This window comes from Candidatus Frankia nodulisporulans (assembly GCF_902806475.1).
Lineage (GTDB): Bacteria > Actinomycetota > Actinomycetes > Frankiales > Frankiaceae > Frankia > Frankia umida.
In genome coordinates this window covers 16,077-29,802 of the sequence record NZ_CADCWS010000010.1, presented here as the reverse complement: position 1 = coordinate 29,802, position 13,726 = coordinate 16,077, and the positions used below count along the sequence as shown (strand labels likewise).

8 protein-coding genes are annotated in these 13,726 nt (G+C 72.5%); 4 read left to right on the top strand and 4 right to left on the bottom strand.

Annotation, left to right across the window (positions count from 1 at the left end; translation table 11 throughout):
* Positions 1-130 precede the first annotated feature (130 nt).
* Both G6R24_RS02360 and G6R24_RS02355 read left to right on the top strand, forming a co-directional pair.
* The gene (locus G6R24_RS02360; RefSeq protein ID WP_163547521.1) at positions 131-2,971 is read left to right on the top strand and encodes a hypothetical protein; all 2,841 of its coding nucleotides are present in this window, start codon (positions 131-133) and stop codon (positions 2,969-2,971) included.
* Positions 2,972-3,180: 209 nt separating this feature from the next.
* Complete coding sequence (locus G6R24_RS02355; RefSeq protein WP_225438036.1) at positions 3,181-4,515, top strand: ABC transporter substrate-binding protein; 1,335 nt, start codon at positions 3,181-3,183, stop codon at positions 4,513-4,515.
* 93 nt (positions 4,516-4,608) lie between these two features.
* Here G6R24_RS02355 and G6R24_RS02350 read toward each other — a convergent pair whose 3' ends face one another.
* From G6R24_RS02350 to G6R24_RS02335, 4 genes are read right to left on the bottom strand one after another with little or no spacing between them, the layout of a single operon-like run.
* Entirely contained in the window at positions 4,609-5,205 is a 597-nt protein-coding gene (locus tag G6R24_RS02350) for a GTP-binding protein (RefSeq protein ID WP_163547519.1), read from the bottom strand.
* Positions 5,186-5,545 (bottom strand): DUF742 domain-containing protein, encoded by a 360-nt coding sequence (locus tag G6R24_RS02345; RefSeq protein WP_163547518.1) that lies wholly within the window; start codon positions 5,543-5,545, stop codon positions 5,186-5,188. The genes G6R24_RS02350 and G6R24_RS02345 overlap by 20 nt, the downstream gene beginning before the upstream one ends.
* Positions 5,546-5,570: 25 nt before the next feature.
* Positions 5,571-5,993 (bottom strand): roadblock/LC7 domain-containing protein, encoded by a 423-nt coding sequence (locus tag G6R24_RS02340; RefSeq protein WP_163547517.1) that lies wholly within the window; start codon positions 5,991-5,993, stop codon positions 5,571-5,573.
* Entirely contained in the window at positions 5,990-10,030 is a 4,041-nt protein-coding gene (locus G6R24_RS02335) for a sensor histidine kinase (RefSeq protein ID WP_163547516.1), read from the bottom strand. Before G6R24_RS02335 ends, G6R24_RS02340 begins: the two co-directional genes overlap by 4 nt.
* Positions 10,031-10,601: 571 nt before the next feature.
* On the opposite strand from G6R24_RS02335, the gene guaA reads away from it, so the two are divergent.
* Together guaA and G6R24_RS02325 are read left to right on the top strand one after the other, a co-directional pair.
* On the top strand, positions 10,602-12,218 hold the full coding sequence (guaA, locus tag G6R24_RS02330; protein WP_476695824.1) for a glutamine-hydrolyzing GMP synthase: 1,617 nt from the start codon (positions 10,602-10,604) through the stop codon (positions 12,216-12,218).
* Between the two features lie 208 nt (positions 12,219-12,426).
* A complete protein-coding gene (locus tag G6R24_RS02325) occupies positions 12,427-13,701 on the top strand; it encodes a threonine ammonia-lyase (protein ID WP_163547515.1) in 1,275 nt (424 codons plus the stop codon).
* The last annotated feature ends 25 nt before the right edge of the window (positions 13,702-13,726 follow it).

Genomic DNA, 13,726 nt, shown 5'->3' with positions numbered 1-13,726 from the left:
TGGGGGGCAGGAGATGCCGCCCGATGATCATGTATCGCACCGTCTCACAACGCACCGCGGCTCTCGCGCGTGACCGCGGCCTCATGGCCGCCGCCGGGTCGCCCGGCGCGGCGTGGCAGGTGATCGTCCGGTGACGACGTCTGACGCCGACCTCAACCGGCCCGCCCCGGTCCGTCGTGGCGACGACTTCTTCGCGGTCGAGCGGGTCGGCGAGCCCGAACCGGCGCCCGCGGCGTCCCACTGGGAGCCGGCGCTGTGGCCATCGGCCCCGACGCCTCCTGTCGAGCCCGCCGCCGGTCCGATGTCCGCCGGCGCCGTCTCCGCTGGCCCGGTTTCCGCTGGCCCGGTTCCCTCGGGGACGGTGTCGGGCGGGGCGCGTCGGCACGCGGACCCGTTCGATGTCACCAGCACCTGGGACGGGGCGACCGCCGCCTCCGCGTCGGGTATCTCGGTCGCACCGCCCACCGCCGACCCACCCAGGTCCGTCCCGGCGGTGTCCTATCTGCCGTCCGTCTCGCCGACCGGGCCAGACCCGGCCACCCGGGTGGGTGCGCCGAGCGGCCACGGGGAGAACGGTTTCGACCACCGCCCGGGGAACATGCGCCCGGAGAGCATCCGTGCGGAGAGCACCAGGTTGGACGACACGTCGGGTCCGGCCACGGCCCGTGCGGTCGAGGCGGAGCCGGGGCAACGGTCGCGGTACTCGTTGCCCGCGCCGCCGCCGACGGTCGCGAGGTCCGGTTCCGATTCCGCGTACTCCGACCCGTTCACCGGCGGTTTCCCGATCTCGGCCCGTCCGGTGCCGGCGACCGGCCGCGGCGGACCCGGCGGACAGCTCCCGGCGTCCCCGCAGGTTTCCACCTCGCCACCGGTGGCCACGGCGGCACCCGTGCAGGCGCCCGCCTCGGCGCGCGCGGGTGCGTCAGGGGCGTCCCAGCAGGCACCGCACCCGAGTGGCGGTCGCGAGGGCGCGGCCATCCGGCGCCGCGCCGATCCGTGGAACGGCCACAGCGCCCCGCGTCTGCGCCCGCTTCCCAACGGCGATGCCGCGGCCCGGGCAGCAGGCGGTGCGCTGGACGAGCCGCCGCCGGCCTACCCGTCCACGCCGCCCCGAGGCTTCGGTCCGGACAGCTACTCGGCACCCGAGTACTCGGGTGCCGAGGTGTCCCGCGGGAGCGGCGCCGGGGCCTGGCGCGCCGCCGATCCCCTGGGGCCTGGCGCATCGGCCGCACCGGTGGAGCCCTCGATGGCGCCGCGCGGCCGGGCCCGTCAGCCTGGTCCCGATGACTCCGGCTGGCGTAATCCGCTCGCCGACACGGGCAGCTTCGTGCGTCCGCTGCCGCCGTCCGGCGTGCCCGCCCCTGCCGCGGACCGGATGGATCCGCTGTCCGGGCCGCTACCCGGGCTGCCCGCACGGCCCGGGGGAGGCGCGCTCGGCCCAGGTGCCTCCGCCCTGAGCCCCGGCGGCCAGGTGAGTCCGGGTGGCCAGGTGAGTCCGGGTGGCCAGGTGAGTCCGGGTGGCCAGGTGAGTCCGGGTGGGCACGTCCTCGCTGGCGGCCAGGCAGGTCCTGGCGGTCAGGGAAACCCCGGCGGTCAGGGCGGTCCCGGCGGTCAGGGAAGCCCGGCTGGCGCTGCCGGCTCGGGCTGGCGGATGCCGGGCCGGGGTGGAGCCGACGCTGGTGGCGCGCGGGTGTCACCGGAGCGTGGTGGCTCGTCGCCGCGGCGGGTCGAGGAGACGATGACGTCGGTCCGGCCGCTCTACCGGCCCGGTGGCGCGGCGCCGGGCGCGCCCGCCCCGCCGGCGGCGCCGGTCGCCACCGGGTCGGCCCCGGTCGCGAGACGGTCCGCGCCGGTCAGCAGCCCTGCTCGGCCCGCGGCGATGCCCGACCCGGGACGTTCCGGACGTCCCGGTGCCACACCAGTCCCGTCCCGACCCGGCCGTCGACCCGAGACGCCGGCCGAGATGACCTCGCTCGTCCCCCGCCGCGCGGGTGGCGGCGGGCGGAGCCGGCCAGGTGCGGGGGAGGCGCCCGGCGAGGACGACAGCGGCTGGCAGCCGTCCAGGTCGGTGCGCAAACCCAGCGGACGCAGCGTTCCTGCGGATCGCCGCCGCACCCCGAACCCGATCACGGACACGAACAGCCTGCAGCCGGTCGTCTCCGGTGGTGGTCCGGCCGGTGAGCGACCGGAGGACCGGACGGGGGCGTCCGAGCGGACCGGTGGACGTGGTCGGGCCGACACCGGCGAACGCAGGCGGCGGGCCACCGGGCCGGGCCGGGCGCTGACCGGCACCGGCGGCCATCGCGCCGCTCGGGCGGCCGGTGAGACCACCGGTGCGCACACCGGACCCAGGCGGCGGGCCGGTCGGGACGCCACCTCGTCCGCGCTGCTCGAACCGGCCGGTCAGGTGCGGGCCGCCGCGGACGACCTCGACGACGACTTGGCGCCCCAGGACCGGCTGGCCTGGCTGCGCCAGGGCTGGATCGGGCCGTTGGCCGTCGCCCTGGTCGTCTCGCTGCTCGCCGTCGGCGGCTATGTCGTGCTGCGCGGCGACCAGAGCGGCGCGGCGCTGACCGCGACCGCGGACAGCAGCACCGCCCCGGTCATCCCCACCAATCCCGACGCGCTGGTCGGCAAGGCGATGATTGACGGGGCGTGGCAGTGCCGGCTGGTGACGGCGATGGCTCCTGAGCTGAAGCTGTCCAGCGAGGTGGTCGGGACGCTCGTCGTCGAACGGACGGCCGGTGGCTACCAGTGGGCCGGGCAGGCCGGCCAGTACACGATTACGGCGGTGTCGGGCAACGACGGCGCCAACGTGATCGGCGATGTCAGGTTCACCAGCGGGCCGCTCAAGGATCTGACCGCCACCCACATCGCCAAGCCCGGCGGCGGAATCCGCGGGAAGGCGCAGGGCACCTTGGATCTCAAGGCGAGCGGTTCGGCGCCGCACCGATTCTGCGGCGTGAACTGAGCACATTCGATCCCCTGCTGACGGTAGGCAGTCCCGGCGGTATGTCGGTTACATCCGATTAGGGGGATCGGGTCGGTCGCGGTGGCACCGGACCCGGTTGTCGGGTTTAAACCGGGGTGGGGCAGGATCGGTCCATGCTCAGCTCAGACGGTGGCACGAATGGCGATTGCGGCTCGGCCGCGCGGACGCGGACGGACGCGGACGGCGGGATGCCCGCCGGGCCGCCGCGGGTGCCCGACGCCCCGTCCCTCGACCGACGCCGGCTGCTGCGCTGGGCCGGGACCGCGGCCGTCGCCGCGCCGGCCGCGGGGCTGCTGGCGGCCTGCGGCGGGTCATCGTCGAGCGCCAGCTCGGCCCGCAAGGTGCTGCGCATCGGCTACGTGCTGCCCCGCACCGGCACCCTGGACGCCTACAGCGCTGTCGACTCCTTCATCGTCACACGGATGCGCAGGCTGCTCACCGACGGCATCAAGGTGGGCGGCCGCACCTACCCGGTGGAGATCCTCGTCCGTGACTCCCAGTCGGACCGGCACCGGGCGGGTATCGCGACCACCGACCTGATCTACAAGGACCACGTTGATCTGGTTCTGGTCGGCGGCACCTCCGACACGGCCATTCCGGTCGCCGACCAGTGTGAGATCAACCAGGTGCCGTGCATCTCCAGCGTCGCGCCGTGGCAGTCATGGTGGAACGGCCGTGGCGGCAATGTCGACATGCCCTTCCACTGGACGTACCACTTTTACACCGGCCTGGAGGACATCGTCTCCGCCTATGTGGCGATGTGGCGGCAGCTGGGAATCACCAAGGTGGGCCTAGTTTACACCGCCGACGATGACGGTGGTGCCTTCGCCAACCAGGACTTCGGCATTCCGTCGGTCCAGAACTTCGGCTTTCGGGTGACCTCGCCCCGGGAGGGCTTCGACACCGGAACGACGGACTTCGGGGCGTACGCGTCGGCGTTCGACTCCGCGGGAGTCGAGGCGGTCGTCGGTGTCATGCCGACCGCGGACTTCGACGCCTTCCAGCGCACGATCCGCAACGGTACCTTCACCCCCAAGGCGATGACCTTCTCGAAGGCCCTCGACTTCCAGGAGGACGTGCGGACCTTCGGGTCCAACGGCGACGGGCTCACCACCGAGATCGGCTGGTCGCCGTCCCATCCCTACCGCAGCTCGCTGGACAACCGGGCCGCCAAGGACCTGGCGACCGACTTCATCGGCAGCACGGGCCGGGTCTGGACGCCGGTGCTCGGCTTCGTCAACGCGCTGTTCGAGGTGGCGGTCAAGGCACTGGGCGGCGCCGAGTCGCTGGAGCGGGAGGCCATCGTCGCGGCGATCCGCGAGGTGGACGCCCAGACGATCGTCGGTCCGGTGGCTTTCGGGTCCCAGCCGAACGTGCCCAAGAACGTCGCGCAGATCGCCGCCGTCGGTGGCCAGTGGGCGCAGGCCGACAACGACCTGAAACTGCAGATCGTGAACAACAGCGGCAACAGCCGCGTCCCCACCGACGGTCAGCTGCGTCAGCTGCCGGCCGGCACCTCCTGATCGGAGCCGGCCCGCGACACCGGTGTGAAGTCCGGCCGGGCTCGCCGGGGACCCGGCCGGGCGAGCTTAGGCTCCCCGGCCGGGTGGGCCCTGTCAGGCCCGGGCGGCGGCCCTGGACATCGTGTGTTCCACCACCGCGATCAGCGCGCTCTTGGTCGAGTCCCGGTTGCGGGCATCGCAGGTGATGATCGGAACGTTCGGGTTGATCTGCAATGCCTCGCGGACGTCCTCGATGGAGTGCCGCAGAATGCCGTCGAAGCAGTTGACGCCGATGACGAACGGCAACTGGCGCTGCTCGAAGTAGTCGACGGCGGCGAAGCAGTCGGCCAGCCGGCGGGTGTCGGCGAGCACGATCGCGCCGATCGCGCCGCGCACGATGTCGTCCCACATGAACCAGAAGCGGTACTGCCCGGGCGTCCCGAACAGGTAGAGGATCAGGTCCTCGTCGAGGGAGACACGGCCGAAGTCCATCGCGACCGTGGTCGTGGTCTTGTCCGACAGGTGGGTCAGGTCGTCGACGTGCGCACCGGCCTCGGTCATCACGGCCTCGGTGCGCAGCGGAACAATCTCCGACACCGAGCCCACGAACGTGGTCTTCCCGGCGCCGAAGCCGCCCGCGACCACGATCTTCACCGAGGTCGTGGCGACGGAGGAGTTCACCCTCCTGTTGTCAGAGCTTTCGAAGGCCACTGAGAACCCTTTCGAGCAGCGCGAGATCCGGTGCCTCGTCGCGGTCAGGCTGCTGGTAGACGCGGACGATGCGTTCGTCCGCCATGTCGCCGACCAGCACCCGGGCGACCCCGAGCGGGACTCGGAGGCCGGCGGCGATCTCCGCGATCGATCGCACCTGCCGGCACATGGCGGCGATGGACTGTTGCTCGAGGTTGAGGCCGACGATCCGTTCCTCGCCCTGCGGGGTCGTGATCACCAGCGCCTCGATGGCGAGTTCGTAGCGCGACCGTGTGCGCCCACCGGTCATCGCATAGGGCCGGACCACCGGACCGGGCGCATTGTCGGGATCGATACTCACCCTGACTCCCCGTGAGACCGTTCGTTCACCGCGGAAGCGTTCCCTGTAGCTCGGCGCGCAGAGCCGGGGTCAGGACATCCCGGGCCCGGCTGACCAGCAGGGCCATCTCGTAGCCGACGAGGCCGATGTCGCAGGACGGTGCGGCGAGTACCGCCATGCTCGCGCCATCGCTGATCGCCATGATGAACAGGAACCCGTGTTCCATCTCCACGACCGTCTGCGTCACCGCCCCGGCCTCGAAGACCCGGGCGGCGCCCTGGGTGAGACTGACCAGTCCCGAGGCGACCGCGGCGAGCTGGTCGGCCCGGTCCCGGGGGAAGCCATCCGAGACGGCCAACAGCAGGCCGTCCGCGGACACCACCACGGTGTGGGCAACCCCGGGTACACGGTCGACAAAGTTGTTGATCAGCCAGTTGAGGTTCTGGGCATCAGAACTCACGGGTGTCACCGTTCCTCCTGCGCGTCACGACGGGGATTGCTCGTGGTGTCGACTCCGACATCACGTCCTTGCCGTACGCCCTGGTAGAAGCTGGCCAACCGGCCACCGACAGCTTCGGGGGACCGGGACGCGGTCTCGGCGGGACGCCGGCTTGGCGCGGGTTCGGCGCTGCCGGGCACGAGATGGGTCATGGGGACTCGCACCGGTAGGCCCGAGCTCGTCAGGCCACCGGAGACCGGTCGGCGGGACGCCTCGGCTGCCTGCCAACCGGCGTCGCCGGGAGAGCTCCAGCCCTCCCGGCCTGCTGACTGCGTCGGCTGGGCTCCCAACGGCTGGGCTCCCAACGGCTGGGCTCCCAACGGCTGGGCTCCCAACGGCTGGGGACCTGACGGCGGCCCACCCGCCTGGTAGGCCGCCGAGGCCGCCGCGGGCTGCGGAGAGGTCTGGGCGGCCCGGGCGGGCCCGGGCGGGGCCGACTCCACCACGGGATCCCCGGCCGGTGTCGGCCGGGACCCGGACAGCGGGTCGTGGCCCGGGCGCAGCGGCACGCGGTGCCCGAAGGCGCCACCGATACCCGGACGTCCGGCTGGCCGCACCCCAGGAGCACCCGGTGCGCCGGACTCCTGGGCCTCGAGCCGAGGACGCGGCGGCGGTGTCGCCGCGGCGGCGGCCTGTGCCGCCGCGGGAGCGCCGCGTCCGTTGGCGCCCTGCGCCCCGGTCGACGTCGGGGTACGGCGCTGGAACCAGGCCGACACCGAATCGAAGATCGGCGACGTCTCGGCGTCATCGGTCTCGGCCGCGTCCGCCTCCGCTTCCGCGGTGTCCGGCTCCGGCCGAGCGGCCTGCCGCCCGGCCGGAGCGGCCTGAGCCGACGAGGTCGGCTGTGTCGGGGTGGCCGGCCTCGTCGGGCCGGTCGTGGGTCCGGTCGTGGGTCCGGTCGGGGTGGCCGGCGCTGCCGGCTGCTCGTCCGCGGGGACGACGCGCTGCGGTCCGGTCCGTGGGCCGGTCTGCGGACCGGTCGGTGGTTCGGACCGGGGTCCGATCTGGAGTCCGGTCTGGGGTCCGGTCCGGGATTCGGAGGGCGGCTCGATCCGGTCGCGGCCGCGCGGGCCGGTGGGTGCCTCGCCGCCGGGCGCTGCCGGGCCCTTGGCGGAGCGTGGGCCGGTGGGCCCCGGTGTCACCGAGATCCCCCCCGGGCGCTCCCGCACCGGCAGGGGCGCCGGCTCGCTCGGTGCGACCTGCGGCTTCTCCGGCCTGGGCTGGGTCGACCAGCGGCTGTCCGGGAACGAGATCTGGCTGGTCGGCTCACCCGTGGCAGGCTCCCGGCGGGGGAGCCCACGGCGTCCGATCGACTCGGTGTCGGGGTTGAGGCCGTCCGGTGCGCGCCGACCGCTCGGCTCACCGCGACCGCTCGGCTCACCGCGACCGCTCGGCTCACCGCGACCGCTCGGCCCGCGGTCGTCGCCGGGCGGGGTGGCCTGTGGTCCGGTCGGACCGCCACCGCCCGGTACGGGTCCGGCGGGTCCGGTGGGACGGGTCGGGCCGGTGGCGCGGTTGCGGGGGTCGTCCGTGAACCGGCCGCGGACCGGCAGGTTCTCCCCGTCGGGGCCGAACTTGTCGAGCCCGAGGCCTGGCCGGGTGGGCAGGGGGACCGGACCGGTGCGGTCGGTGCCCAGCGGTGTCGCCATCGGCCCGGTGAGCGGGAAGGGTCCGGTGCTGGGGAGCCGCTGCGTGCTGCTGGAGTCCTCGAACAGGCTGCCCGGCGCGGCGGGGGTGCTGCCAGCGGGGGTGTGGTGCCCATTGCTGGAGCCGTTGGCGGAACCGCCGGTCGCGGCCGGCAGCGCGGGAGTGGGTCCGGCACGTCCGGCCGGCTCGGCAGCGATGGCCGGGCGCGCGGCGCTGTCGGCGGCGGGCAGGGCGGGGGACGCGGTGGCGGTCGGCCGGTTGATGGCCGGCACGCGGCCGGCGCCGCCGGCGCTGTCGCCGGTGACCAGACGGGCGGGCAGTCGCACGACCGCGGTGATCCCGCCGGAGGAGGACTCACGCAGCTGCACGCGGATGCCGTGCCGGCTGGCCAGCCGTCCGACGGCGAACAGACCCATGGTGCGGGAGACGGACAGGTCTACGACCGGCGGGTTCGCCAGCCGCTCGTTGACCCGCTCGAGCTCCTTGGCGGGCATGCCGATGCCCTGGTCCTCGATCTCGATCATCGCGCCGGCGCCGGGGCCGAGTGAATGACTCGTCACCCGCACATCGGTCACCGGCGGCGAATAGGACGTGGCGTTCTCCAGCAGCTCCGCGACCAGGTGGACGACGTCGCTGACACCGTTTCCGGCGATGGACACCGGGGCGGCGGTGGTCTGTTTGACCCGGGTGTACTGCTCCACCTCGGAAATGGCCGCCAGGACCACCTCGTTGAGGGGGACGGGATGGGTCCAGCGTCGTGCGGTGTCGGTTCCGGCGAGAACCAACAGGCTCTCGTTGTTCCGCCGCATTCGGGTGGCGAGGTGGTCGAGTTTGAACAGGTTCGACAGCTGGTCGGGGTCCTGTTCGCGGTTTTCCAGATCGTCGATCAGGCGAAGCTGGCGTTCCACCAGACCCTGGCTTCGCCGGGACAGGTTCACGAACATGGCGTTCACGTTGTTTCGCAGCGACGCCTGTTCGGAGGCCAGCCGGACCGCCTCGCGGTGGACCTCGTCGAAGGCCCGGGCGACGTCACCGACCTCTTCGTCGGTGGTGATACCGACGGGTTCGATCGCGTCGTCGAAGTGCTGGTCGGTGGAGTCCCGCAGTCGGCGGACGGCCTCGGGCAGTCGACGGTCGGCGACGTCCAGCGCCGCGGTGCGCAGTGCCAGCAGCGGGCGCACCAGCGACCGGGCCACGATCAGCGCGGCCAGCAGGGCGGTGGCCAGGATGAGCACGACCAGCAGACCGGACAGCAGGGCCCGGCGCTGGATGTCGCTGCGCAGCGAGTCGACCCGGTTGTCGGCGATGTCGAGCATCTTGCCGGTCGCATCGATCCCGATGTCGATGGTCTCTTGCGTGGAGCGGTTCCAGATTTCCGTGGAGATGTCGAGCCGCTGGCCGACCGAGGCGTTGAGGATCTTCTCGATGATGTTGTCGGTGTTCTTGATGTCGCCGCTGAAGTCCGCGTCGACCGTCGGCCGGTAGAGAGCGAGCAGCGCGGGGTTCTGCAGGTCCTCGATCACGGACTGGTCGCGACCGCGCTGGGTCTCGGCGGACAGGAACTCGCGGAAGTCGGACTCGAGGAACGGTATGCCCCGGCCCTCGATCAGACGCAGGACGAGCGCCTGTTGTTCGGCCAGGAGTTCGGTCGCCGAGAGCTGGTAGAACGCCGCGCTGACGGCGTCGTCAAGCTGCTGGTCGTCATTTCCCTGCGGGATGAGTCGAACCAGCTCGAGCAGCGAGTCGATGATGGGAGCGAACGCCGTGCCGACCGCGCGGGCGTCGACGAGCCGCTGGATGGCCTGCCGTTTGGCGGGCAGCGTGCTCATCCGGTCACGCACGTCGTCGAGTGCGGAACGGACCGAGGAGCCGAACGAGTCGTGCCGCTTGTCCGCCACCGCGGTGTATGCCCGATAGGCATCGTTGACCGCTGACTGGCGAGCCGGGATGGGGTCCGTGTTGCGGGATCCGATCGGGCCGCTGGCGACGAAGCCGGTGCTGTACGTCCGCTCCAGCTGCAACGTCTGGACGAGGGTGACCGCGGACTTGCTGATCCGGGTGAGGTCGGAGATCCGGTTGACGTCGCGGGTGTTGGTCAGCACGGAGCCGGCCGCGATCGAGGAGTAGACCAGAATCGCGACGACCGGAACGATCAGGATCGCGATCAGTTTCGTGCGGACTCGCCAGTTGGTGGGGGTGGCGACCGCATGGCGAAGCCGACTCAGGCCCGACCCCCCCGGTCCTCTGGGCGCCGACGGGTGCTCGTCACGCTGCGTAGCGGCGCCGTCCTCGTTGTCCACGGGCAAACCCTGGGCCGAGGTCGGCTCCGAGTCTGCGGCGATGCCCGTGCTACTGGCCATCGGTTGTCTGCGCACGTACCTTCGCAACCTCTCCGCCGGCCCCCCGGAACACATCGTGCCGGAGGGCTCGGTATCGGGCCCGGATGTCCCTTGTCAAGCACCATAGCGGTACGAAGTCGGCATCCGAAAGGTGCCTACCGTAAGCCCGTTCGTGGCCAGGTGTCCGTTGTAACCGGAGTGCGTGCCGTGACTGTCCGGGTAACCCGGCACGCGACGCAACAACGTACGCCATCGGGCGCCGTGGCTTGTACGGGACAGAGCGGGGGTACGCGCGAAATCCGGCATCTCAGGCATCTACGACACTGACTCTTCCGATGTTCGGGCTTGCCCACCCAGCATTACACCTTTGGGGTATTGGCACCCCCGGGCGGGTTGGTGCGCCGACGGGGTGCGCCTCGGGGCTCCGCCGACGGGGGCCCCAGCGGTCCCGGGCCGGCCGCGGGAGGTCCGTCCACCGGTGCGCGCGCCCTCGCCCCGCCCGAAGGTGGGCGCGGATCCGTAGGCTGGCGCGGTGAGCGAGATACGACCCGGCGACCCCGGCCACGGTGTGAGATCGCAGGATGACCACGCGGTGGCGAGCCGGTCGGCCAGCCCCGGGGCGGCACCCGTGCGGGCCGGCAGCGGGCACACGGGCAACGACACCGTCCTGGTTCTTGACTTCGGCGCGCAGTACGCGCAACTGATCGCCCGACGGGTGCGGGAGTGCCACGTCTACTCCGAGATCGTGCCCTGGGACCTGCCGGTCGAGGATCTTCTCGCGCGTAGACCGTCCGCACTCATCCTTTCTGGTGGGCCGCGCTCGGTGTACTCACCCGGCGCACCCCGGGTTGATCCCGCGTTGTTCGAGACCGGTCTGCCGATCCTCGGTATCTGTTACGGCCACCAGGTGATGGCCCAGGCACTGGACGGGGTGGTGGACCGGACCGGAACGGCCGAGTACGGAGCGACCCGCCTGCGGGTGTCCGAGCCCGGTGTCCTGTTCGACGGGCTGCCGATCGACCAGCAGGTGTGGATGTCCCACGGTGACTCGGTCTCCCAGGCCCCACCGGGCTTCCTGGTGACCGCGTCCACCCCGTCGACACCGGTCGCCGCGTTCGAGGACCGCCAGCGGCGGCTGTACGGGGTGCAGTTCCACCCTGAGGTGCTGCACAGCGAGCGTGGCCTGGACGTGCTGCGGCACTTCCTGCTGGCCGGCGCCGGGTGTCGACCGACCTGGACGATGGTCAACATCGTCGACGAGGCGGTCGCCGCGGTGCGCGCGCAGGTGGGCAGTGGCCGGCTGATCTGCGGGCTCTCCGGCGGTGTCGACTCGGCGGTGGCCGCGGCCCTCGTCCACCGGGCGGTCGGCGACGCGCTGACCTGTGTGTTCGTCGACCACGGCCTGTTGCGTGAGGGCGAGGCCGAGCAGGTCGAGCGGGAGTTCGTCGCCTCCACCGGTGTCGAACTCGTCCACGTGAAGGCGGCCGACCGGTTCGCCGGCGCGCTCGCCGGGGTCAGCGAACCCGAGCAGAAGCGGAAGATCATCGGGCGGGAGTTCATCCGGGTCTTCGAGGAGGCGGCCCGCGAACTCGAGGCCCGCGCCGAGGCCGAGGGTGCGACGATCGACCATCTGGTGCAGGGCACGCTGTACCCCGACGTGATCGAGTCCGGTTCCGCCACCGCGGCCAAGATCAAGTCCCATCACAATGTCGGCGGCCTGCCGGACGACCTGCAGTTCGGCCTGATCGAGCCGCTGCGTTCGCTGTTCAAGGACGAGGTGCGCCGCCTGGGTGAGGAACTCGGCCTGCCCGAGGAGATCGTCTGGCGTCAGCCGTTCCCCGGGCCCGGGCTCGCCGTGCGCATCATCGGCGAGGTCACCCCCGAGCGCCTCGACGTCGTGCGCGCCGCCGACGCGGTGGTCCGCGACGAGATCCGCCGCGCCGGGCTCGACCGGGAGATCTGGCAGGTCTTCGCGGTCCTGCTCGCCGATGTGCGCTCCGTCGGAGTGCAGGGCGACGAGCGCACCTACGGCCATCCGATCGTCCTGCGCGCCGTGACCAGCGAGGACGCCATGACCGCCGACTGGGCCCGGTTGCCCTACAACCTGCTCGAGCGGATCTCCAACCGGATCGTCAACGAGGTTCCCCAGGTCAACCGGGTGGTCTACGACATCACGTCGAAGCCGCCGGGGACCATCGAGTGGGAGTGAGCCGGCCGTCCGCCGGGGCCGGGGTCGCGTTTGACGTCCCGGCCCCCGGCGGGCATGCTTGAGGTGTGACCCTGCACCAGATGGCCATTACGTAGGCGCGCACCCGCATCCCGGGCTCGCGCGCCCTGCCCTTCCGTCGTTGCGGCGGAGGGGTTTTTTGTTGCCGCGGCCACGGTGAGGTGGTCGCATCGCCATTGGAGAGGCCGCCATGACCGCACCCGCCACCGACGACGAACCGGCATCCACCCCGACGTCCACCGCGTCCGCCCGGCGTGATCCGCCCGTGGGGGTGTCCCTGCCCGCGATCGAGTCCGCGGCGCGGGTCCTGAGCGGCGTCGTGCGGCGGACCCGGGTGGTGCGTGCCGGTGGTCTGGACGTCGGGCTCGGCATGCCGGTCTGGCTCAAGTGCGAGCACGAGCAGCACACCGGTTCGTTCAAGCTGCGCGGCGCCTACCACCGGGTGGCGTGCGCCGATCCGGACGAGCGCGCTCGCGGGGTCGTCGCGGCCAGCGCCGGCAACCACGCCCAGGGCGTGGCGTACGCGGCGGCGGCCTTCGGTGTCCCCGCGACGATCTTCGTGCCGGCCGGTGCCAACCCGGTCAAGATCGCCCGGACGAGAGGCCTCGGCGCCCGGGTCGAACAGGTACCCGGTGGGGTGGAGGCCGCCCTGGCCGCCGCCGCGGAGTTCGCCGCCGCGGGCGGCCGGCTGCTGGTGCATCCCTTCGACGATCCCGCGGTGATCGCCGGGCAGGGCACGATCGGTCTGGAACTGCTCGACCAGGTGCCGGACCTGCGCACGGTCGTGGTCGGCGTGGGCGGTGGCGGGCTCCTCAGCGGGATCGCGGTGGCCCTGCGGGCGCGCCGGCCCGAGGTGCGGGTCATCGGCGTCCAGTCGGTGCTGTCGCCCGCCTTCGCCGCGGCCCTGCGCCAGCCCACGTCCACGGTGGACGGCCCAGCGGACGTGCCGGTGCTGGACGTGCCGGTGCTGGGACGGTCCTGCCGGCGACCGACCCTGCCGCGTTCGCCGGCGTCGGCCATGGGGCGGCGCACGATCGCCGATGGCATGGCGGTACGCGAGCCGGGACGCCTGACCCTGGCGCTGGCCCGATCACTGGTGGACGACGTGGTCACCGTCGACGAAGCGGCCTTCTGGTCGGCGATGGTGTGGCTGCGCAGGTCCGGCCTGGTGGTCGAGCCCGCGGGGGCGGCGCCGCTCGCGGCCCTGCTGCGCCACGGCGGGCTGGCCCGGGGATCGACGGTGGCCGTCCTGTCCGGTGGCAACATCGACCCGGCCGTGGATGCCCGGGTGCGGGCCCTGGCCGGGTCGGCGCAGGTGTCTTCGGCGGACCCGGCCGAGGGTGCCCTGGTGCCCGGTGACCTGGTGTCCGGCGACCTCGCGCAGAGCGATCCGGTGTCCAGCGATCCGGTGAGGACCACGGGTGTGGCCAGCCCACCGGGTATGGCCGGATCGCGGTGCCCATAGGGTGGCCACAGGGGTCGGTTCGCCC